This window comes from Pectobacterium atrosepticum, assembly GCA_019056595.1.
GTDB lineage: Bacteria > Pseudomonadota > Gammaproteobacteria > Enterobacterales > Enterobacteriaceae > Pectobacterium > Pectobacterium atrosepticum.
The window spans coordinates 2,930,819-2,952,525 of the sequence record CP036163.1 but is presented as its reverse complement, the minus strand read 5'-3'; the positions used below and the strand labels follow the sequence as shown (position 1 = coordinate 2,952,525).

General features: G+C 48.7%; 18 protein-coding genes. 9 read left to right on the top strand and 9 right to left on the bottom strand.

What is annotated here, in order from left to right:
• Positions 1-131: 131 nt before the first annotated feature.
• The 3 genes from fdhD (at position 132) to DCX48_14010 (ending at position 4,121) form a co-directional block, all read left to right on the top strand.
• Positions 132-965, top strand: coding sequence for a formate dehydrogenase accessory sulfurtransferase FdhD (gene fdhD, locus DCX48_14020; GenBank protein ID QXE15545.1), 834 nt, complete (start codon positions 132-134; stop codon positions 963-965).
• A 259-nt stretch (positions 966-1,224) separates the two neighbouring features.
• Positions 1,225-1,851: a superoxide dismutase [Mn] gene (locus DCX48_14015; protein ID QXE15544.1), complete on the top strand. Its 627-nt coding sequence runs from the start codon at positions 1,225-1,227 to the stop codon at positions 1,849-1,851.
• A 377-nt stretch (positions 1,852-2,228) separates the two neighbouring features.
• Entirely contained in the window at positions 2,229-4,121 is a 1,893-nt protein-coding gene (locus DCX48_14010; protein ID QXE15543.1) for a HAMP domain-containing protein, read from the top strand.
• Positions 4,122-4,230: 109 nt separating this feature from the next.
• Here DCX48_14010 and DCX48_14005 read toward each other — a convergent pair whose 3' ends face one another.
• From DCX48_14005 to DCX48_13985, 5 genes are all read right to left on the bottom strand, one after another.
• Positions 4,231-4,593: a YibL family ribosome-associated protein gene (locus tag DCX48_14005; GenBank protein ID QXE15542.1), complete on the bottom strand. Its 363-nt coding sequence runs from the start codon at positions 4,591-4,593 to the stop codon at positions 4,231-4,233.
• Positions 4,594-4,751: 158 nt separating this feature from the next.
• The gene (locus DCX48_14000) at positions 4,752-5,279 is read right to left on the bottom strand and encodes an MltR family transcriptional regulator (protein ID QXE15541.1); all 528 of its coding nucleotides are present in this window, start codon (positions 5,277-5,279) and stop codon (positions 4,752-4,754) included.
• Between the two features lie 150 nt (positions 5,280-5,429).
• On the bottom strand, positions 5,430-6,578 hold the full coding sequence (locus DCX48_13995; GenBank protein ID QXE15540.1) for a mannitol-1-phosphate 5-dehydrogenase: 1,149 nt from the start codon (positions 6,576-6,578) through the stop codon (positions 5,430-5,432).
• Between the two features lie 61 nt (positions 6,579-6,639).
• Positions 6,640-8,550 (bottom strand): PTS mannitol transporter subunit IICBA, encoded by a 1,911-nt coding sequence (locus tag DCX48_13990; GenBank protein ID QXE15539.1) that lies wholly within the window; start codon positions 8,548-8,550, stop codon positions 6,640-6,642.
• Between the two features lie 425 nt (positions 8,551-8,975).
• Entirely contained in the window at positions 8,976-9,680 is a 705-nt protein-coding gene (locus tag DCX48_13985; protein ID QXE15538.1) for a DUF3053 domain-containing protein, read from the bottom strand.
• Between the two features lie 412 nt (positions 9,681-10,092).
• On the opposite strand from DCX48_13985, the gene DCX48_13980 reads away from it, so the two are divergent.
• From DCX48_13980 to DCX48_13970, 3 genes are read left to right on the top strand one after another with little or no spacing between them, the layout of a single operon-like run.
• On the top strand, positions 10,093-11,472 hold the full coding sequence (locus DCX48_13980) for a hypothetical protein (protein ID QXE15537.1): 1,380 nt from the start codon (positions 10,093-10,095) through the stop codon (positions 11,470-11,472).
• Positions 11,473-11,475: 3 nt separating this feature from the next.
• A complete protein-coding gene (locus DCX48_13975) occupies positions 11,476-12,210 on the top strand; it encodes an OmpA family protein (GenBank protein ID QXE15536.1) in 735 nt (244 codons plus the stop codon).
• Positions 12,210-13,085, top strand: a complete 876-nt coding sequence (locus DCX48_13970; GenBank protein QXE15535.1) for a hypothetical protein — start codon at positions 12,210-12,212, stop codon at positions 13,083-13,085. Before DCX48_13975 ends, DCX48_13970 begins: the two co-directional genes overlap by 1 nt.
• Positions 13,086-13,136: 51 nt before the next feature.
• Here the strand turns inward: DCX48_13970 and DCX48_13965 are convergent, their stop codons facing one another.
• From DCX48_13965 to DCX48_13955, 3 genes are all read right to left on the bottom strand, one after another.
• Positions 13,137-15,206 (bottom strand): glycine--tRNA ligase subunit beta, encoded by a 2,070-nt coding sequence (locus DCX48_13965; protein ID QXE15534.1) that lies wholly within the window; start codon positions 15,204-15,206, stop codon positions 13,137-13,139.
• A gap of 9 nt (positions 15,207-15,215) precedes the next feature.
• Complete coding sequence (gene glyQ, locus DCX48_13960) at positions 15,216-16,130, bottom strand: glycine--tRNA ligase subunit alpha (protein QXE15533.1); 915 nt, start codon at positions 16,128-16,130, stop codon at positions 15,216-15,218.
• A 126-nt stretch (positions 16,131-16,256) separates the two neighbouring features.
• The gene (locus DCX48_13955; GenBank protein QXE15532.1) at positions 16,257-17,063 is read right to left on the bottom strand and encodes a sulfite exporter TauE/SafE family protein; all 807 of its coding nucleotides are present in this window, start codon (positions 17,061-17,063) and stop codon (positions 16,257-16,259) included.
• A 296-nt stretch (positions 17,064-17,359) separates the two neighbouring features.
• On the opposite strand from DCX48_13955, the gene DCX48_13950 reads away from it, so the two are divergent.
• Both DCX48_13950 and DCX48_13945 read left to right on the top strand, forming a co-directional pair.
• The gene (locus tag DCX48_13950) at positions 17,360-17,923 is read left to right on the top strand and encodes a DNA-3-methyladenine glycosylase I (GenBank protein QXE15531.1); all 564 of its coding nucleotides are present in this window, start codon (positions 17,360-17,362) and stop codon (positions 17,921-17,923) included.
• The gene (locus DCX48_13945) at positions 17,920-18,363 is read left to right on the top strand and encodes an N-acetyltransferase (GenBank protein ID QXE15530.1); all 444 of its coding nucleotides are present in this window, start codon (positions 17,920-17,922) and stop codon (positions 18,361-18,363) included. The genes DCX48_13950 and DCX48_13945 overlap by 4 nt, the downstream gene beginning before the upstream one ends.
• A 55-nt stretch (positions 18,364-18,418) precedes the next feature.
• Here DCX48_13945 and DCX48_13940 read toward each other — a convergent pair whose 3' ends face one another.
• A complete protein-coding gene (locus DCX48_13940; GenBank protein ID QXE15529.1) occupies positions 18,419-20,380 on the bottom strand; it encodes a HAMP domain-containing protein in 1,962 nt (653 codons plus the stop codon).
• 353 nt (positions 20,381-20,733) lie between these two features.
• Here DCX48_13940 and ghrB point away from each other — a divergent pair, with 353 nt between their 5' ends.
• Entirely contained in the window at positions 20,734-21,696 is a 963-nt protein-coding gene (gene ghrB / locus DCX48_13935; GenBank protein QXE17246.1) for a glyoxylate/hydroxypyruvate reductase GhrB, read from the top strand.
• The last annotated feature ends 11 nt before the right edge of the window (positions 21,697-21,707 follow it).

Below are 21,707 nucleotides of genomic sequence, written 5' to 3'. Positions count from 1 at the left end.
TGACGCACAGTTTCTTTCCTGTTGCAGGAAAAATACATACTGCTATGCGAGCACGCTCGCTGTTCCTGGAGAAAAACTCGCATCCCTTCTGGCGCGATGAAATAATACTTTTAATTTCTATGGTTACTAACATGCAGGTATTTCAGGTGAAAGAGGTTCATTCACAAGCGGATGCCGTCCTCGAAGGCGCAACGCAACATTCGGTCTATCATCCCGATTCGCTGCATCAGCCACAGTCTGATTGGCTGGCAGAAGAGGTGCCTGTGGCGCTGGTTTATAACGGCATCTCGCATGTCGTTATGATGGCATCACCGAAGGAACTGGAGCAGTTCGCACTCGGGTTTTCCTTATCTGAAGGCATTATTCAATCACCCGCAGATATCTACGGTATTGATGTACAGAACGCCTGTAACGGGATTGAAGTTCAAATTGAGCTTTCCAGCCGACGTTTTGCCGGTCTAAAAGAACGACGCAGATCGATGGATGGCCGTACAGGCTGCGGCGTCTGTGGCGTAGAGCAGCTAGCGGAAATCGGCAAACCAGTAATGCCTCTGCCGTTCACGCAGACATTTTCCCTCAGCAAGCTTGAAAACGCGCTAGTGCGACTGCGCGATGTGCAGAAGATCGGTCAGGTGACTGGCTGCACTCACGCTGCAAGTTGGATAGCACCAGACGGCACGCTGTCAGGGGGGAGCGAAGATGTCGGACGCCATGTTGCATTGGATAAATTGCTTGGTGCCCGAGCAAAACTGGGGTGGCAACAGGGTGCAGCACTGGTTTCCAGCCGAGCCAGCTATGAAATGGTACAAAAATCTGCCATGTGTGGCGTGGAAATCTTGTTCGCTGTCTCTGCGGCAACCTCACTGGCCGTTGACGTCGCACAGCGCTGCAACCTGACGCTGGTAGGTTTTTGTCGACCAGGGCAGGCAACGATCTACACGCACCCGCAGCGTCTGAGCGAGTAAGCCATTGCCGTCAAGATCGCGGTGGCTCGCAGTCAACACACACGCAATTTGAAGTATGACGAGTATAGATTAATTTGTTTTTACATAGTGCGATAATGACATAAACGTTTGTTATCATGAAGTAAAGCAATCTAACTCCCGACAGCAGATCGAGAATAATCATTTTCAATATCATTTAATTAACTATAATGAACGTATTGCTTACGCGGCACTCATAGAACAGTGCCGTAACATTTTTTTTACCATGGAGATGCTAAACATGAGTTATTCACTGCCATCGCTGCCTTATGCTTATGACGCACTGGAACCGCATTTCGACAAAGAAACGATGGAAATTCACCATTCCAAACACCATCAGGCTTACGTCAATAATGCTAATGCAGCGCTGGAATCTCTGCCTGAACTGGCTAAATTGTCTGTTGAAGAGCTGATTGCTCAACTGGATAAAGTCCCTGCTGAGAAAAAAGCAGCCCTGCGTAACAACGCTGGTGGCCACGCTAACCACAGCCTGTTCTGGAAAGGCCTGAAATTAGGTACTACGCTGACTGGCGATCTGAAAGCAGCAATCGAACGCGATTTCGGTAGCGTTGATGCGTTTAAAGAAAAATTTGAGCAAGCAGCAGCAACTCGTTTCGGTTCTGGCTGGGCTTGGCTGGTTCTGAAAGACGACGGCAAACTGGCCGTAGTCTCTACTGCAAACCAAGACAGCCCGCTGATGGGTGAAGCAATTTCTGGTACCTCTGGCTACCCAATCGTCGGTCTGGACGTATGGGAGCACGCTTACTACCTGAAATTCCAAAACCGTCGCCCAGATTATGCTAAAGCATTCTGGAACGTGCTGAACTGGGACGAAGCCTCAGCTCGCTTCGCTAGCGCGAAAAAATAAAACCGTTGGATGCCTGATACCATCAGGCTCCTTCTGCGTTTGAATGGAGACTGGAATAACAACGTGTTATTCCAGTTTTTTATTATATTTCACCTCGTATTTTCTGTTCATCTTCTCGTTGTTCCCCACCGACCCGCGCGATCGAATAGCCGCTATCTCGCACCGTTTACCCGTTTCTGTTAGCGAACAGGCTTCAAGCCCGAAAAGCGGGCGGCACGTAAAGTTTCAGAGTAGAGTGCCGATATCTACTGCGGGTTTTTATCATGTTGTTTTGCAGGGATAGGCTTGGCACGCGGTAATCCGAGATGCTAACACCGCTAATCAAGTGTGCATCAGGATAATGAATTTGACTCAATACGATATAGTGGTGGGATGGGATGGCTATGAATTTTGACAATCTAAAAGTCGGTAAAAAATTAGGATTAGGCTTTTTCCTGATTCTGCTGATGACCATGGTGATTGCCGGTGCGGGTATTATGCATATAGGCTCGCTGAAAGACAGTATTGATAAAGTTAATTTAAGCAACGATATCAATGATGAAATTAATCAGGCTAAATATTACCGCGCATTATACGGCACCACCTATAATCCTGATGATATCAAAAAGAACATTGAGCATATTTCTAATATCAGCAAGCTCGCTGAAAAAGCAAAAGAATTTAACTGGCCAGAAAGCGACGCCAAGAAAATAGCCAGCATCCCTACGTTAATTTCCAGCTACCAGGAAAAGCAAAAAGGTTATATTAATGCAGTAAATACCAAAGACACGGTAAGAAAAGGCTGGAATATCTCAACGACAGAAAAACCACTGCAACAGCTCAATGACCAATTAAAGACGGATAATAACAGCGCCACTCTGCAATTATTACTTTCTGACCTAAACCAAAAACTGATTGCCGTCCGCTACCACGTTCGCGGTTTATTACTTTCAACCAATAAAGAATCCGAAGAAAAACTAACGGATTCCATCAACGCGGCGCAAACATCATTGACCTTCCTGTATCAGAGTCTGTCTGCCGAACAGCGTGAAACGCTGGCACCGGTTATGACGATCATGAACAATTATGAAGAACAGGTGTTGGCATACATGCCGGCCTATCAAGAAGAAATGGCGCAGGCAGGGCAAATGCGGGTTGTTGCCGATCAGTTGAATGCCGTTATCCTATCACTACTTAGCGATCAACTGGCCGCCTCACAGGCAGACATTCACAATGCCACGCTGCAAATGAGCATCGCGGCGCTGATTACCCTACTGCTTGGTCTGCTGATTTCCTGGTTCATTTCACGTCAGATCACCACACCACTTGGCAATACATTGAACATGGCTGAAAAAATCGCGATGGGCGATCTCACCATGTCCATCAACACGACCCGTAAAGACGAGCTGGGCCAGTTGATGAGTGCGATGTCGAAAATGAACGACAATCTGCACAATATGATCGATGACATTCGCGTCGGCGTCAGCCAGATTTCTAACGCATCCAGCGAGATCGTTGCGGGCAACACAGATTTGTCGTCACGTACCGAACAACAGGCCGCTGCCGTTGAACAAACCGCCGCCAGCATGGAACAGCTCACCGCGACGGTTAAGCAAAACGCAGACAACGCACACCACGCCAACAAGCTGGCAATCAGCGCTTCCCAAACCGCCAAACAGGGTGGCGAGCAGGTCAATAAGGTGGTGCAAACCATGACCGCGATTGAGAGCAGTTCTAAACGTATCGCGGAAATCACGTCCGTCATCAACAGCATCGCCTTCCAAACTAACATTCTGGCATTGAACGCCGCAGTGGAAGCCGCGCGCGCCGGTGAACAAGGCCGTGGCTTTGCCGTTGTCGCCAGCGAAGTCCGTAGTCTTGCCCAGCGTAGTTCGCAGGCTGCGAAAGAAATTGAAGGTTTGATTTCTGAATCGGTTAATCAGGTATCACGCGGTGCGACGCTGGTCGGCAATGCCGGCAAAACGATGAACGATATCGTCACCTCTATCACTCAGGTACATGACATCATGGGTGAAATTGCCACTGCATCGGATGAGCAAAGCAAAGGAATTACTCAGGTTAGCCAAGCTATTGTTGAGATGGATAGCACCACTCAGCAGAACGCCGCGTTGGTTGAACAATCCTCTGCCGCCGCCGACTCTCTGGAAGAGCAGGCAAGACTGCTGAAGCAGGCGGTTTCCGTCTTCCGTCTGGCCAACGCACAGCATGACGATACCCCCGCTGGTATCGCGTTTAACAACCAACCGCATCGTCTGCACGCGCCGCGCTAATATCGAAAACGATAAAAACGACAAAGCCCCTGTTAAACAGGGGCTTCATCAATGAATCCATCACGATAACTCGTCCATCACTATCCTCCGCCAGTGCAGAGAAAAGGCCTCAGAACGATTTCGGCGCGTAGCCTGTCATCTCTTTTAAACCCATCTCACGCCCGAGTGCCGTCATCGGATGCACAATCACCAAACCGCGAACGTTTTTCTTCAACGTCCCCATATCAGCCTGCTCTTTTTTAGTAATCGCACGGTTGAAAGGTAAGTTCGCCAATTTCTGTGCTTCTTTGCTGAGTTTCTGTTCTCTCACGTTACGCAGGCGCTCAATTTCAGCCGTTAGCTTCTCGCAGGCCTCCAAATTGAGGGCGATGGCTTCACCATCACCTTGTGCCAGCAGCGTGGTCTGCTTATGCGTCAGCTTATCCAACTGGTCGCTAAGGAGTTTGATCTCTGTTTTTTCCTGCTCTTTCATAAAAGATAACCTATATAACGGGAGAATAATGCGGGGCACAGCATACACTATACGCTAAATAATTCGAGTTGCGTGAAGGCGGCCAACACACATGCAGCTTGAAGTACAACGAGTATAAACGCCTGACAGGTATAGTGGTGTAATGCGGTAGAACGGGGTTAAAACGCCTTTTTCAGACTGATTTGCGCAATCAACGTGGTCAGGGATAAAACCAGCGTGGAACGCACCATCTGCTGATAACGCTGCTGCTGCATACTCACCAGAAGCGGATCGGCATCTGCCCCCGGCGGCAACGTCGGTTCTGCGGGCAACGCCGCAACGCAGTGCAACTCGCCGATGGGCCCCAGAATTTCATCATCGGTAAAACGATAGTGCCGATCGTCATGCGCCAACTCTTCGCCCAGCGCCATTAACAGTTCCGCATCTTCATACTCTTTACGGCTGATCATCCCCAAGCCATAAATCAGTTTCAGGCGCACGGAAAGGTCACCCAGCGGGCCCGTTCCCGTCATCAGAGGTTCAACGGCATATTTCACCGCATAGTCGTCTTTACGGAACACCTGCAACATCAAGATACTGGCCGCTTCGGCCAGCAATTCAACGGCGCAGAGCATAAAGTCGCGCACTGTCTTCCCTGAGTTCAGCGCTTCCAGAACTCGGTTTTCAAACGCCTGTGTTTCTTCCATCGTCACTTCTCGTACCTTTAAATCCGCACAACATACCCATCTCGGTAGCATGCTTACCGGCAGGTGTGGCGACATCCGATCCCCGACGTCGCCCGTATACATTACACCGTGTCGAAAAGACCACACCTGCCTTGTGACGAGACGCGCCGATTACTGCATGGCGTTATACACATTCACTGCTTGCGCGACAACCTCGCTGTCAGCATCCAGACCAGAAATTTGCACCAGCGTCGCCTGCGGCCCCAGAGTACGGATTAATTCAGCCAGTTCCAGCGCCTGCGGATCCTGTTCGCTGCGATAATGCATCGCGGCTGCAATACCAATAATCAGGTTGTCATGCGGTAAATGGTATTCCAGCGTTCCGAGCAGCGGCTTGATCAGACGGTCACCTGCGCTCAGCTTGCGCAGCGGCTGACGGCCAACGCGATCCACATCATCATGCAGATGAGGGTTTTCAAAGCGGCTGAGAATTTTGTTGATATAGGCGGCATGTTTATCCGCATCAAAACCATAACGTTTGATGAGTACCGCACCGCTCTCTTCCATTGCGCCTTTGACCACGGCTCTGACTTTCGGGTCAAGAATCGCATCACGGATCGTTTGATGACGTGCCTGCTGGCCGAGATAGGCCGTAATCGCATGACCAGTATTAAGCGTGAACAGCTTACGCTCGACAAACGCCATCAGATTGTCGGTCAGTTCCATACCGGGAATCGCTGGCGGCTCACCGCAGAACTGGGTTTTATCGACAATCCATTCGCTGAAGGTTTCTACCGTCACCGCCAACACATCGTCACTTCCCGCTTCCGAAGGGGGAACGATGCGATCCACGGCGGAATCGACGAATCCTACATGCTCGACAACCCATTCCTGATGGGCTTCCGGCAGCAGTTTCAGCACATGCTGTTTTAACTGGCTGGTGCCACGCACCATATTTTCACAGGCAATAATGTTCAACGGCCGGGTGTTGCCGTCTTCATGACGTTTAACCAGCCCCTGAGCGATAGTGCCGGCGATTTTTTCCAGAATCTGCGGTCCCACAGCGGTCGTCACCAGATCGGCCACGGCGATCAATGCGATGGCATCCTGACTGCCGCTGTGAACAGCACTGACGTTGCTGACGGCCTCAACTTGAGTGTTATCACCGACAATCCGCACCGAATAGCTTTTACGGCTGTTGAGCGCATCCAACAGCGGCTGATTGACGTCAGCGAATGTCAGTTCAACGTTAGCGTCCGCCAACAATTTACCAATAAATCCACGGCCGATATTACCTGCACCAAAATGTAATGCTTTCATGAGACATAACCTTAAAAAAACATAAAAAGAGGCCGCCCGAAGGCGGCTCTAGCCACATCAATTAGGCACTTTTTTTACCAGAGAGTAAGTCGAGTACTTCCTGAACATCTTGGGTATGTGCCAGACGTTCAATGGCGGCATCATCATCCAGCGCGTTAGTCAGGCTGGTGATGACCTGAATATGTTCGTTATTGCGGGCAGCAATACCGATAACCAGACGCGCAACCTCATCTTCTTCATCACCAAAGCGAACACCTTCAGGATATTGGCAGAAGACAACGCCCGTTTTCAGCACACGATCTTTCGCTTCAATCGTACCGTGTGGTACGGCAATCGATTCACCCAGATAGGTGGAGGTCAGCTTTTCGCGCTCCAGCATCGCTTCAACATACTCAGGTTCGACGTAGCCACCTTTTACCAGTTGCTCACCGGCAAAACGGATTGCCTGCTCTTTGTGTGTCGCATGCTGATTCAGGAACACGTTACCCGCACCCAGTTGGAACAGGTTCGTCTGCACATCGGCTACAACTGCTGGTGCAGGTGTCGCGACGGTTTCAGGCTTCGCAGCACCCTGCGCTGCCACAAGACGAGCTGCCAGATCGCTATACAAACCGCTATCAAGGAAGTTGGTCAGCGAAATATGCTGCGCTTGCGGCGCATGGCGCATCGCACGCTCGGTCAGATCGCGGTGCGTAATGACCAGATCAACATCATCCGGCAGGCTATTGATCGCGCTGTTAGTCACCGAAATGTTGGTCAGCCCAGCATCCTGAACTTTCTTACGCAGCACACCAGCACCCATCGCGCTGGAACCCATGCCGGCATCACAGGCTACGATGATTTTACGCACGGTGCTCATGTCGCCGCTGACACCGGCGCTCGTTGCTGCACCTTTGGAAGAGGCTTTCATTTCCTGCACGCGGCGTGTCGCGTCGCCCAGGTCTTCTTCTTTTTGCTTGGTACTTTTCAGCAAAATCGCTGACACAATGAAGGACACCGCGAAAGCGGCTGCAATGGCTGCGAGGTTAGCGAAGTAAGCGCCTTTTGGCGTCATCGCCAACACGGCCAAAATTGAGCCAGGGGACGCAGGAGAAACCAAGCCGCCACCCAACACGCTCAGCGTAAACACGCCAGTCATTCCACCCAGAATCACCGCAATAATCAGACGCGGATTCATCAGCACATAAGGGAAGTAAATTTCGTGAATACCGCCCAGGAAGTGGATAATCGCCGCACCCGGTGCTGATTCTTTCGCGTTACCACGGCCGAAGAACATGTAAGCCATCAGCACGCCCATACCCGGGCCTGGGTTCGCTTCGATCAGGAAGAAAATAGATTTGCCAGTTTCCGTCGCCTGCTGAATGCCCAGCGGTGAGAAGATACCGTGGTTAATAGCGTTGTTCAGGAACAGAATTTTTGCGGGTTCAACGAAGATGGACGTCAACGGCAACAGGTTGTTCTGCACCATCAGGTTAACGCCGGAGGCCAGCACCTGAGAGAAGACTTCAACCAGCGGACCAATTGCCAAAAACGACAGAATTGCCAACAACATACCGATAATACCGGCAGAGAAGTTGTTGACCAGCATTTCAAAGCCGCTCTTGATTTTACCGTCGACCATACGGTCAAAACGTTTGATCGCCCAGCCGCCCAACGGGCCTACAATCATGGCACCGAGGAACATCGGGATATCGGTCCCAACAATCACGCCCATCGTTGTAATTGCACCAACCACACCACCACGCTCACCAAATACCAAGCGTCCGCCGGTATAACCAATCAGCAATGGCAGCAAAAACGTGATCATTGGACCGACAAGCTTCGCCAACGTTTCATTGGGAATCCAGCCAGTGGGGATAAACAGCGCGGTAATAATACCCCAGGCGATAAATGCGCCAATATTGGGCATCACCATATTGCTGAGGAAGCGGCCAAAGTTTTGAACTTTGATCTTAATATCTGGTGAAAGCATAAAAACACACCCCTATTGAAACGCGCTGACAATAAGAGCGCGTGGTAATTATCGTGAGACGGCGTGGCTATAAAAATACCGATTGCCACAAGAATACTTCCGTCATTATTACTGTATGCAGCGCGGACTCTAACACGCTGTTTTCATACCGCAACCTCATGGCAGCAACGTGACAAAAATCACACAACCACCCTACATCAACGATACAAATAGGTGATTTACTTCACAAAAAACCGTTAAAAATGAAAAACTAAACAGATTTGTAGACAAACACTGCGCCTTATATGTGATTTGCATCACACTTTACAGGCGCTTGTTTGTTTTATTTATGTGATGTTAATCACAATTTATTTTTCCTCTCGTCTGCCAAACTCATCTTATCCAGAATACCTATCCGCCAAGAGCGCCTCGCTAAAAGAGGCTAATTAGGGATAGTTCGTGCCAGTTACCCCTCTGAGCGCATTCATTAAATTTTGCTGCTGAACCGGCAATGCTGCCACCATACCGTTATATTGCGCCACCTGCTGTGGCGTACGGAATTGCACAGACGCACCGTTAAATACGGCCTGATCGCCCTGAGCTTGAAGGAAATCCCCAACCTGAATCAGGCTTTGTGTAAACGACGTGGCATTCGGAATAGCAGGCAACAACGCATTCGTCGGCTGTATTACCGTCCGCGCATACAGTCGCTCATAAGGAATTTGCACCTCTTCGGGCTGTTTTAATGTGCGGTGGGCATTGTCAGCCTGCGCTTTCGCCGTCTGAACATGCTGCGCCAACAGGCTCATGGTTCCAACAGATTGCCTCAGTGCATCACGCTGTGTCAGATAGTCTTTAGGGACGCGAATACGGGAAATTTGCCCCAGCATCGGCGTTAAACTGCCGGATACGGCCTGATTAAACTGCTGAGAAAAGGTGGTTAAAATCGCGTAATCGTTGGTGAAATTGCCAAAATTCTTCTTTTGCTCTTCCGTCAATGCAGGCAGTATCCCATCCTGCTGCGACTGCACGCTTTGCAGGAACGCAATGAATGCCTTCCGCTGCTCGGCTTCACTGTCACCGCAGGCAGCAAGCTGCAATGCCGCCAGAATAACCAGAACTGGCAGCAGCCAGCGTGAACGGTACGTCATCAGCCTTCTCATTCCCTACTCCTGTTATGCTTACTGCCCCGCCAGCCGTGCTTTATACGGACAAAAACACGCTAGCGACGGATTTTCCATGACAAGATTTTCTACGACATAAGCATAGTCGAATCAGGCTGGCTGTGCAGAAAAAGGCCAGGTCTGGCGTTCAAGAGAAATAAAAACCAGTATGGTTATTGTTTAATCATAAACATATTATTAAAATTGCGTTTCATCTCGCATTTTTCATCCGAATAATAAAATTCGCCAAAAATATGAGGTTACTCGACAATATGAAAAAATAGATTACAAAATGAAACTATTAACAAGGTAACGAATATGCAATTTACTACCTTAAATAAAAAGTGACTCTTTTAGCACGATAGCTTTATTTTTAACAAACGGACAATTTGACTACTCTATGCTTAGTATATTACCACTTGAAACATGGATTTTTATTGCTGTAATCCTTGCCTACTTCATTTATAGCAACTGGAATTTTACCGAGAAAAAATCCCATGAGTCGCCAGGTATCCTCATTACTATAGGAATATTGGCAACCTTCCTTGGCATTGCGTTAGGTTTGTCGTCATTCGATATGAATGATGTGGAAAATAGCTTACCTACGCTGATTAATGGCATAAAAACCGCATTTTGGGCTTCTGTCGCGGGTGTCGCTTGCGCATTAATTATAAAATGGCGCTATGCCATCTGGGGTGTAAGAACAAAAAACAACCAACCAACACCCACTGATTCAACAATTGATGATATTGTTCAACACTTACAGATCTCTACAGAATCGATTGGCCGATTGCATTATGCTATAGCAGGAAATGAAGATGCTTCTTTACTCACACAGTTAAAGTTAATGCGCGGCGATCAAAACGATAAACTCACCAATATTCATAATGCATTTACTGAATTTGCAAAAATTCAAACTGAAAATAACTCAAAAGCATTAATTGAAGCATTAAAAGAAGTTATTCATGACTTTAACGAAAAAATCGGTGAGCAATTTGGCGAAAATTTTAAACAGCTAAATGAAGCTGTCGGTAAAATAAATGAGTGGCAGCAACAATACAGCCTGCAAATACGAGAGATGATTGAGCAACAAACTCAAACAACAGAAAATATGCAACAAGCGACCCAATCCTTTTCTGAAATAATGACACAATCGGAATCATTTACTCAAGTTGCAAAAGACATTCATCAAACGATTGGCACGGCCTCTAGTTTAGAAAAAGGCATAGAAGAAAATCTAAAACAACTCGCTGAACTAATTGAATCCTCAAAAACAGGCATCCCCGAAATAGAAAAAGGAATCATGGCTATTATAGAGGATGTGAGAAACGGGGCTAAAGCCTCTGCCACAGTCATTGGAGATAGTATTTATACTGTCACACGCACATTGGAATCCTCAGCGGCTGACTTTACCAGTCAGATGATAGGTAGTTCGAAAGCGATGTCCGATGCAATAAAAAACCAAAATCAGGAAATGCAAAAATCTGTTCAGAAAACAGGTACTGAGCTACAAGAGCAGATAACCCGCCTTTCTCAAGATCTCACTAAATATATGCAGAAACACAATGAAGACGTCACCAATAATATTGTCGAACTAAATAAAAAAACAGAACAACAAGTTCAGACATTGGATGCTGCTTTAGCTGCTGCGTTGAAGAAATCTCTCGATAGCCTAGGCCAACAATTAGGAGCACTATCTTCTAAATTTGTACAGGATTACGATCCTCTAACAGAAAAACTAAGAGACGTCGTACGCCTATCCGAGAATTTGAGGAGATAGCAGATGAATAATCCATTACTGACTCACAAAAAAGCAGATAAAGAGGATTTTTGGATCAGCCTGAGTGATTTAATGACCTCTCTGATGATGATATTTTTACTTATCTCCGTTGTCTATATGATAAAAGTACAGGAGATGGTTAAGATTCCATCAGTATATAAAAATACCCTACAGGGGCTTGGTCAAGCATTACAGCTCGAATTCAAGGATGATCTAAAACGTTGGCACGCAACAATCGACGAGGATCTAACAGTACGGTTCCAGGAGCCAAATATTTTATTTACAACCAGTTCCTCTGAGCTAAAGCCGGAATTTAAAAGTATCTTAGATGAATTTATCCCTCGCTACCTTGGTATTATGACTGATAAAAAATATATCGATAACATTGAGGAAATACGTATTGAGGGACATACATCAACGATGTGGCGAACTGGTGTAAGTGAAAATGATGCTTACTTTCATAACATGGAACTGTCTCAGTCAAGAACTCGAACAACTCTGTCATATATTATGAATATGCCTGCTGTTTCAGACTCTAAAAACACCTTAAGCTGGTTTAAAAATCATGTTCGAGCCATTGGGTTTTCTTCAGCAAAACCCATTGATAAAGAAGGAAAAACGATTACATCCCCAACGCAAATTGAAGACAGTGCACGCTCTCAAAGAGTGGAGTTTCGTGTCAGGACAAATGTTGAACGTCAGGTGGCCAATATTGTTGAGAAAGGGAATAAAATATAATGGATTCGTTTCTCGTCTCTCAACTTCCCGATTTTCTTGAGTCGTCAATTTTCAATAATCTACGCAAGGAAATGAAAGCAGAAATTATCCCACCAATCACCGAAATAAAAATGGATGCTCTTATTCTTGATAAAATACTGTCAACAACTGGAAAAGATGTTGATATATTAGAAATAGAAATTAATAGTGATCATACTATTAATTATAAAGATAACCGAGTTATCCTTCATATAAGAGATGTCGCTTCCTACAGTGGGAACATGAGTTTGCCAAAATATCATTTGGCAAACTGTAAAACATTACAGAGAATGTGGGAAAATAACAAAAGTGGAAGATACGTTGCAGCCACTCGTAGTGATGGAATTTTTACGATAAAATCACAGAATACTGAAAAAACAGAGTGGGTCACCAGAGAAGAAAACTTAGATGTATGTAAGTTTTGTCTCGAAACGCTAAATTGGAAAAATTACTCTAGAAAATATCAGGATAGAGAAAATATTTTTTCTACTTTTGATCTAAGAGAATTCTTTACTGTTTATCCGAACTCAGCAACAACATACAATGCTGAGCATAATGATATTACTGCTCCAATTAATGATTACTCCAAAAATTTCCAAATAATATCAAAACAATATCGAGAGTCAGTTAACTGGCAATGTGAAATTTGCAACATAAACCTTACACGTAAAGATTTAAATAAATTTTTACATGTCCACCACCGTGATGGGCAAAAAAATAATAATAACAACAAAAATTTACAGGCACTCTGTATTGAATGTCATTCTAATCAGGACAACCATGGGCATATGAAAAACAATCCCCAACTTACACCATTTATTCAAATAAAAAACAGTATGGTTCTTTCAGAAAGCTAAACGATCTTTCCCTAGGCTCATTTTACAGCCTAGGGAAAGGTTATGTTGTCCCTATTGCAGCACAGAAATATCCGCAACCTGCAAGAACAGCTCACGCAGTTGGCTCAGCAGCGTCAGGCGGTTCACTCGAACCTGCTCATCTTCCGCCATTACCATCACCTGATCGAAGAATGCATCGACAGGTTCACGCAGTGAGGCCAGCTCAACCAGCGCTTCCTGATAACGGCCTTCAGCAAACAGCGGCGTCAGTTTGTCACGCAGCACGACAAGGTGCGTTGCCAGCGTAATTTCCGCCGCGTCTTTCAATACAGCAGCATTGACGCTCTCATTCAGCTTATCGGTAGACTTAGCCAAAATGTTGGAAACGCGTTTGTTAGCCGCTGCCAGCGCCGCTGCTGCATCCAGCGAACGGAAGTGGCTAACCGCTTTCACGCGGGCATCGAAATCAGCCGGACGGGTTGGACGACGCGCCAATACCGCCTGAATGGTATCTACGCTGTGACCTTCTTCCTGATACCAGGCACGGAAGCGACCGAGCATAAACTCAATCACCTCATCCACAACCTTGGTATTAGTCAGCTTAGTGCCATACAAACGCACCGCTTCTTCGGTCAGCGTCTGCAAATCGAGCGGCAGACGTTTTTCGACGATGATGCGCAACACGCCGAGGGCCGCACGACGCAGTGCAAACGGGTCTTTGTCGCCTTTTGGATGTTGGCCGATGCCAAAAATTCCTGCCAGCGAATCCATTTTATCGGCAATAGCCAGCGCACAAGCCACCGCAGAAGACGGCAGTTCATCACCCGCAAAGCGCGGTTGATACTGCTCATTCAACGCAACAGCAACATCTTCCGCTTCGCCATCGTGACGCGCATAGTGCATCCCCATCACGCCCTGCGTGTCGGTGAATTCGAACACCATGTTGGTCATCAGGTCACACTTGGACAGCAGGCCCGCGCGCGTAGCATGATTCACATCGGCACCAATCTGGCCAGCAACCCAGCCAGCCAACGCCTGAATACGGTCGGTTTTATCGCGCAATGAACCCAACTGTTGCTGGAACAAAACGGTTTCCAGACGCGGCAGATGATCTTCCAGACGCTTTTTACGGTCGGTATTGAAGAAGAACTCGGCGTCAGCTAAGCGCGGACGCACCACTTTTTCGTTACCGGAGATAATCTGCTGTGGATCTTTGGATTCGATATTGGCAACAAAGATAAAGTGAGGCAGCAGATTGCCGCTGTTGTCGTAAACCGGGAAATACTTCTGGTCACCTTTCATGGTGTAAACCAGCGCCTCGGACGGTACAGCGAGGAATTTTTCTTCAAATTTCGCAGTCAGTACCACCGGCCATTCCACCAGCGAGGTGACTTCTTCCAGCAGGCTGTCGCTCAGATCGGCATTACCGCCAATCTTGCGTGCGGCTTCTTCCGCATCGGCTTTGATTTTGGCTTTACGCGCATCATAGTCGGCGACGACTTTACCGCGTTCCAGCAGAATCTGCGGGTACTGTTCGGCGTTGTCGATCGTGAATTCAGCTTCACCCATAAAGCGGTGACCGCGGATAGTACGAGCAGAATGGATACCCAGTACCTGACCGGGGATGAGTTCCTCACCCAGCAGCAGGGTTACAGTGTGTACCGGACGCACAAACTGGGTTTCTTTATCGCTCCAGCGCATCAGTTTTGGGATCGGCAGCTTTGATAACGCGGTGCTTACCATGCCAGCCAGCAACGCCTGAGCCTGTTCACCTTTAGCGTGGGCGCGATACAGCAGCCACTCGCCTTTATCGGTCGTTAAACGTTCGGCCTGCTCAACGGTGATACCACAGCCACGCGCCCAGCCTTCTGCCGCTTTGGTTGGTTTTCCTTCGGCATCAAACGCTTGAGAAATCGCTGGACCCCGTTTTTCTACTTCACGATCGGGCTGAGAAGCGCTTAAGCGTGCCACTTTCAGCGCCAGACGGCGCGGCGCAGCAAACCAGCTTACGTCCCCGTGCGCCAGATTGGCGGCATCCAGCTCCGCCGTGAAATTAGCGGCAAAGGATTCTGCCAGATTACGGAGAGCCTTCGGCGGCAGCTCTTCCGTGCCAATTTCCACCAGAAAAGTCTTGTCAGTCATGGCTGCCTCTTAGCTCTCTTTCTTATTACACATCGGGAAACCCAGAGCCTCACGAGAGGCATAATAGGCTTCCGCAACCGCTTTGGTCAGGGTACGAATACGCAGAATGTAGCGCTGACGCTCGGTAACCGAGATCGCTTTACGCGCATCCAGCAGGTTAAAGCTGTGCGCCGCTTTCAAAATGCGTTCGTAAGCTGGTAAAGGCAGCGGTTTTTCCAACGCCAGCAGGTGCTGCGCTTCTTTTTCATATTGCTCGAAACAGCTGAACAGGAAATCGACATCTGCGTGTTCAAAGTTATAGGTCGATTGCTCGACTTCGTTTTGATGGAACACGTCGCCGTAGGTGGTTTTACCTAACAGGCCATCGCTCCAGACCAGATCGTAAACGCTATCAACGCCCTGAATGTACATCGCCAGACGTTCCAGACCGTAGGTGATCTCACCGGTTACTGGTTTACATTCCAAGCCGCCAACCTGCTGGAAGTAGGTAAACTGCGTGACTTCCATACCGTTCAACCAAACTTCCCAGCCCAGGCCCCATGCGCCCAGCGTCGGGTTTTCCCAGTTGTCTTCCACGAAGCGAATATCGTGAATGGTCGGATCCATGCCCAGCTCTTTCAGAGAACCGAGATACAGCTCCTGAATATTCTCCGGTGATGGCTTAATGACGACCTGAAACTGGTAATAGTGCTGTAAGCGGTTCGGGTTTTCGCCGTAGCGCCCATCGGTTGGACGACGAGAGGGTTGCACATAGGCGGTGGCCATTGGCTCCGGCCCCAGTGCCCGCAGGCAGGTCATAGGATGTGAAGTGCCTGCGCCGACTTCCATGTCCAATGGTTGAACAATGGTGCAGCCCTGGCGAGCCCAATAATCCTGTAACGTCAGGATCAGGCCCTGGAAGGTCTTGGTATCAAACTTTTGCATGTTGGATTCGCGCGCGATACAAGTGGATTTATAAGGAATTCGCCAGTATACCCTCTGACCGCAAGATATACAGCCAGAATGCGGTAACAAGTGCAAATCCCCGCCATCATCTTTCAAGTTCCGGGATCAACCGGAAAAAACGGTCTGCAACATCTTCAGGCTCAGCAGCAGTAACAATGCCGCAAAGGCTTTTTTCAGCGTCGCAACAGGCAGACGGTGCGCCAGACGAGCGCCAACAGGCGCAGTGAAGAAGCTGACGGCGGAAATCAAGAGAACAGCGGGCAGAGAAACATAGCCGACGCTGTAATCAGGCAGCCCGTTCGCCGACCAACCGTTGATCATGTAGCCCAGCGCACCGGAAAGAGCAATCGGTAGCCCGACCGCTGCCGACGTACCGATCGCCTGCTGGATACGCACGTTGCACCACGTCAGGAACGGCACCGTGAGCGACCCGCCGCCAATGGCCACCAGCGCCGAAATACTACCAATCACCAGCCCTGCGAACGAAACACCTGCCGTACCGGGCAACTGGCGCTGCGGTTTTGGCTTGATATTCAACACCATTTGCAGCGAAACGTAGGCCATAAAACAGGAAAAAAAGATTGCCAGCGTTCGCGTCGGCAACATCGTCGCCAGCCAGGTAGCGGCGAATGTCCCGATCAGGATGGCAGGCGTAATCCGCACCACTACAGGCCAAAGCACCGCCTGATGCTGATGGTGGGTACGCAGGCTGGAAATTGCCGTGACGACAATCGCCGCCATTGACGTTCCCAACGCCAAATGCACCAGATGCGTATTATCTACACCTTGTGCGGCAAACAGCGCCGTCAGCACTGGCACCATAATGCCACCGCCGCCGATGCCCAATAACCCGGCCATAAAACCCACCACTGCGCCTAATGCCAGATAGGCCGCTATCCACTCCACTGCCATTCCCTATACCTCTGTCTCTGTTTATGCTTTTCTTATGATCAATAAACAGCCCTGAGCTAATGAACAGCCCTGAGCGAATAAAACAGCCCTGAGCTGTTGGCAAAGCATTATTCACGATTCCACGACGACTTTCCGCCCCATCCGCACACGACCTTTCATATCTGCGAGCACGCCCGCAAAACGCTGGTTGCATATACAGAACTATGAATGTCATGATCTCCCCACATTGCGGCAGACCGCATTACAATGAACTGTGCGTCCAAATACCAACGGCACAACCGAATCAGGAGAAAGGAATGCAACGCTGCGGCTGGGTTACACAAGACACCTTATATCAGGATTACCACGATAACGAGTGGGGGAAGCCCTGCACCGACAGCCAGAAGCTATTTGAGCTACTGTGTCTGGAGGGCCAGCAGGCGGGCCTTTCCTGGATCACCGTCCTGAAAAAACGCGAAAACTATCGCCGTTGTTTTCACCAGTTCAATCCTGAACAAGTAGCAAAAATGACGCAGGATGACGTGGATCGACTGGTGCAGGACAGCGGTATTATCCGCCACCGTGGGAAAATCGAGGCGATCATCACCAATGCAAAAATATGGGTGGCGATGGAAAGTCAGGGAGAGAGTTTCTCGCACTTCATTTGGTCTTTTGTCGAACACCAACCGCGTCTCAATCACCCAGCTTCACTTGCAGAGGTTCCTGCCAAAACGGACGTTTCAGATGCCATGTCAAAAGCCCTGAAGAAACGCGGCTTCAAATTTATCGGTTCAACTATCTGTTATGCCTTCATGCAGGCGGGCGGATTGGTCAACGACCATGTCACCGACTGTTTTTGTCATCAGAAAAGCACATCATGATCCGCCCTTACCGTGGCCTCGATCTCGAACCGCTGATGCAACTTTGGTTAACGAGCACCATTCTGGCGCATCCCTTCATTCATGAAGATTACTGGCGAGAAAGTGCAACTGCGGTACGTGACATCTATATTCCTCAGTCACAAACCTGGGTTTATGAGGAGCAAGGAAGTCTTATTGGCTTTATCAGCGTACTGGAAGCACGATTTATCGGCGCACTCTTTGTGGAACAAAACTATTACGGCAAACAGATTGGCGCAACGCTAATCCAGCATGTTCAGGCGCTTTTCCCCTTACTCAGTCTGGAAGTGTATCAGCAGAATACGCGCGCCTGCCGGTTCTACCATAAGCAGGGTTTCGCCATTGTTGAGGAAAACGTCAATCAGGATACGCAAGCTACTGCGCTAATTATGCAGTGGGTGAAACGAGTAAGGGAGCAGTAAATACCGCTCCCTTCGGTTCAATGGATAATCTCTGAGCTATCGGTTCAACCGGATATCAGAACGTTGTCCAGTTATCGTTGCCGTTATCCCGCGACGCAAGCGTCGGCAGACGAGCTATAGCCTTATTACCCGAATTTGGATTACCGGTGTTCGAACCCTGCAGTCTTGCCAGCCCCGCAACATCCTTATCGGATATGCGGAAAACCGACATCAGTTTTGCCAACTTCGACGCTTGTTCTTGCAGCGAGTTTGCCGCAGCCGAAGATTCACTCACCATCGAGGCGTTCTGCTGGATGGTGGTATCCATTTCAGCAACCGCACTGCCAATTTGGGCGATACCACGACTCTGCTCATCCGATGCTGAGGAGATTTCCCCCATGATGTCATTCACACGGTTCACGGAAGCGACAATGTCATCCATCGTCGTTCCCGCCCGAGAAACCAGTTCAGTACCTGCATCCACGCGAGAAACCGATTCGGAGATCAGGGTTTCGATCTCTTTTGCGGCCTGTGAACTGCGCTGAGCAAGACTACGAACTTCACTGGCGACCACCGCAAATCCCCGTCCTTGTTCACCGGCTCGTGCCGCTTCCACAGCCGCATTCAATGCCAGAATATTAGTCTGGAAAGCGATGCTATTAATGACACTCGTAATATCAGAGATCTTCTTCGAACTGCCTGAAATATCGCTCATGGTGTGAATCACGCGGTTAATAATATCCCCGCCGCGGTTGGCATTGGTTGAAGCTTCTCCGGCAATCTGGCTGGCATGTCGGGCATTCTCGGCGTTGTTCTTCACGGTGGCCGTTAACTCTTCCATACTGGCCGCCGTTTCTACAATCGCCGCCGATTGCTGCTCGGTACGTGATGACAAATCATTATTGCCCGATGCAATATCAGCGGAAGCACTCTCAACGCTGTACACGCTCTGACGAATATCCGTCATTAAATGACGTAATTTCTCCGTCATCACCATCATGGCCGCCGTTAATTGCCCCAGCTCATCATGCCGTTCCACCGTGACATTCGCAGAGAGATCGCCACCAGCGATCCGTTCCGCCAGCTTCAGGTTGGTGATAATGGATCGGGTAATTTGTCGCGTGACAGACCATGCGATCAGTAGGCCGAATACAATGGCAATCGCCCCTAAAACCAGCGTTTGCAGTACAGAGCTATTGATAATGTCATCATTCTTCGCGCCGAGCTTTTGCAGAATACTGCCGATGTCGCTCGTCATTTTGTCTCCGGTTGCCCGGAACTTCACATCAGTGGTTTTTAACTGCCCCAACCGTGCGTAATACTGCTCTGCCGTTTGATGATAATTTTCAAATGATTGCCAAAACGAATCGACTACGCGACGGCGATCGCCAGTGACCGACGATGCCAGCGCATCATAGGATGTCTTCGATTCGCCATAGACCTGTTTCTGTGCAGTAAACGCGGCTTCGCTATTCTCTCTTTGTAAGGTGTAGGTGCTGTTGACCAGTTTCAGAAACAGCAGCGAGAGGGATTCCTTCTGCATAGACAACGCACTTTCATCTGCGCCGACGGGGAGACCAGTCATAAATGCCGTTAATGCATCAGAGGCATTCATCTGGCTGATTTTCTTTGCCGTCTCGACCACCGTGTTTGCGGCGGCTTTCATGCTATTCAGATCGGTATCATAATTAGCGAAATCCTGATCAAGATTATTAAAATCAGAGAGATAAACCGCTTCCCACGTTAGCGCTTTCGCTTTTTCTTTTTGCTGATTTGCCTGACTAATGTAGGTATTAAGGTTCTTGATATTGTCATCCGCAAAGGTGAATGAATATTTTACTCTCGCCATTTTTGACTGATCGAGATAATGATTCATTTCATTCAAAATCGTCGTTTTAACATACAGATCGTGGATGATGAAAAATCGTACAGCACCAACGCCAGATGCGATCATTACCAAAAACAGGACAATACCGAAACCGCCATACAGCTTATGAGAAACCTTGAGGTTACTCATAATCCTGGTAAAAAAATGCATTTCCGCCCCCATTAACACTATCAATGTCTAAAACATCACCATGTCAAAAAACATCCCCGTAAATAACGTTATCGGTTTTTTGTAGTAATGCTTTATCAAGAAATGAGTGATATCAATCACAAAGGAAATATATTAATCAATGGATCATCAAGAAACGTCATTCAGGGACAGCTGCACGCAGCGGTGAAGCGTCTGTATGCGATCGTTCATCACATCAATCGTGCAAATCCCCCATTAATCGAGATTAACCTTGGGCAGATGCGGGGGCGGTATCGCTTGCAGTCTCTCGCCAGCTACGCGATTATTTGATGAGCGATTTCTACCTTAACTTCCTTAATCTGCTGGAGTTTGTGATGAAACCTAGCGTTATCCTGTATAAAAAAGTGGCTGACGACCTACGTGCTCGTTTAGACCAACACTTCACCGTCACCGAACTTGACGCCTTTCCCGCACTCGACCACCCTGCTCTGGCAACGGCCGAAGGCATCATTGGTTCCGGCGGCAAAGTCGATAAAGACTTCCTGCAACACGCACCGCTTTTACGCGCGGCTTCCACTATTTCTGTCGGTTACGACACCTTTAACGTCGACGCGCTGAATGAAAAAGGGGTGATTCTCATGCATACCCCAACCGTGCTAACGGAAACGGTGGCGGATACGGTTCTGGCACTGATGCTTGCGAGCGCGCGCCGAGTCGTGGAAGTGGTTGAGCGGGTCAAAGCGGGCGAATGGAAAGGCGGTGTAGGCAGCGACTGGTTTGGCACCGACGTTCACCATAAAACCATCGGTATTCTGGGGATGGGCCGCATTGGTCTGGCCGTCGCACAACGCGCCCACTTTGGTTTCAGCATGCCAGTACTGTACAACGCACGCCGCCATCATGCCGAAGCAGAAGAACGATTTAATGCCCGCCACTGCGATCTCGATACGCTATTGGCAGAATCTGATTTCCTCTGTATCACGCTGCCGCTGACGGCGGAAACTCACCACCTCATTGGCCGTGAACAGCTGGCAAAAATGAAGCCCAGCGCTATTTTGATCAATATCGGTCGTGGTGCCGTCGTGGATGAAGATGCGCTAACGGAAGCATTGGTCAAAGGGACAATTCAGGCCGCAGGTCTGGATGTTTTTGTCAAAGAACCGTTGCCTGTCGATTCTCCCCTGCTGGATTTACCTAACGTCGTGGCGCTGCCGCATATCGGTTCTGCCACGCACGAAACGCGCTACGACATGGCCGCCTGCGCCGTCGATAACCTGATTGCCGCCCTGAGCGGTCAGGTAAAAGAAAACTGCGTGAATCCGCAGGTTTTGAAGTAGGTCACCACCAA

What these genes read in the sequence shown, in the direction of transcription:
- DCX48_13980 (QXE15537.1), top strand. Translation starts at nt 10,093, where the DNA reads ATGCTTAGTATATTACCACTTGAAACATGGATTTTTATTGCTGTAATC.
- DCX48_13945 (QXE15530.1), top strand. Translation starts at nt 17,920, where the DNA reads ATGATCCGCCCTTACCGTGGCCTCGATCTCGAACCGCTGATGCAACTT.
- DCX48_14005 (QXE15542.1), bottom strand. Translation starts at nt 4,593, where the DNA reads ATGAAAGAGCAGGAAAAAACAGAGATCAAACTCCTTAGCGACCAGTTG.
- DCX48_13975 (QXE15536.1), top strand. Translation starts at nt 11,476, where the DNA reads ATGAATAATCCATTACTGACTCACAAAAAAGCAGATAAAGAGGATTTT.
- DCX48_13970 (QXE15535.1), top strand. Translation starts at nt 12,210, where the DNA reads ATGGATTCGTTTCTCGTCTCTCAACTTCCCGATTTTCTTGAGTCGTCA.
- glyQ (QXE15533.1), bottom strand. Translation starts at nt 16,130, where the DNA reads ATGCAAAAGTTTGATACCAAGACCTTCCAGGGCCTGATCCTGACGTTA.
- fdhD (QXE15545.1), top strand. Translation starts at nt 132, where the DNA reads ATGCAGGTATTTCAGGTGAAAGAGGTTCATTCACAAGCGGATGCCGTC.
- DCX48_14015 (QXE15544.1), top strand. Translation starts at nt 1,225, where the DNA reads ATGAGTTATTCACTGCCATCGCTGCCTTATGCTTATGACGCACTGGAA.
- DCX48_13965 (QXE15534.1), bottom strand. Translation starts at nt 15,206, where the DNA reads ATGACTGACAAGACTTTTCTGGTGGAAATTGGCACGGAAGAGCTGCCG.
- DCX48_14010 (QXE15543.1), top strand. Translation starts at nt 2,229, where the DNA reads ATGGCTATGAATTTTGACAATCTAAAAGTCGGTAAAAAATTAGGATTA.
- DCX48_13985 (QXE15538.1), bottom strand. Translation starts at nt 9,680, where the DNA reads ATGACGTACCGTTCACGCTGGCTGCTGCCAGTTCTGGTTATTCTGGCG.
- DCX48_13995 (QXE15540.1), bottom strand. Translation starts at nt 6,578, where the DNA reads ATGAAAGCATTACATTTTGGTGCAGGTAATATCGGCCGTGGATTTATT.
- DCX48_14000 (QXE15541.1), bottom strand. Translation starts at nt 5,279, where the DNA reads ATGGAAGAAACACAGGCGTTTGAAAACCGAGTTCTGGAAGCGCTGAAC.
- ghrB (QXE17246.1), top strand. Translation starts at nt 20,734, where the DNA reads ATGAAACCTAGCGTTATCCTGTATAAAAAAGTGGCTGACGACCTACGT.
- DCX48_13955 (QXE15532.1), bottom strand. Translation starts at nt 17,063, where the DNA reads ATGGCAGTGGAGTGGATAGCGGCCTATCTGGCATTAGGCGCAGTGGTG.
- DCX48_13950 (QXE15531.1), top strand. Translation starts at nt 17,360, where the DNA reads ATGCAACGCTGCGGCTGGGTTACACAAGACACCTTATATCAGGATTAC.
- DCX48_13990 (QXE15539.1), bottom strand. Translation starts at nt 8,550, where the DNA reads ATGCTTTCACCAGATATTAAGATCAAAGTTCAAAACTTTGGCCGCTTC.
- DCX48_13940 (QXE15529.1), bottom strand. Translation starts at nt 20,380, where the DNA reads ATGCATTTTTTTACCAGGATTATGAGTAACCTCAAGGTTTCTCATAAG.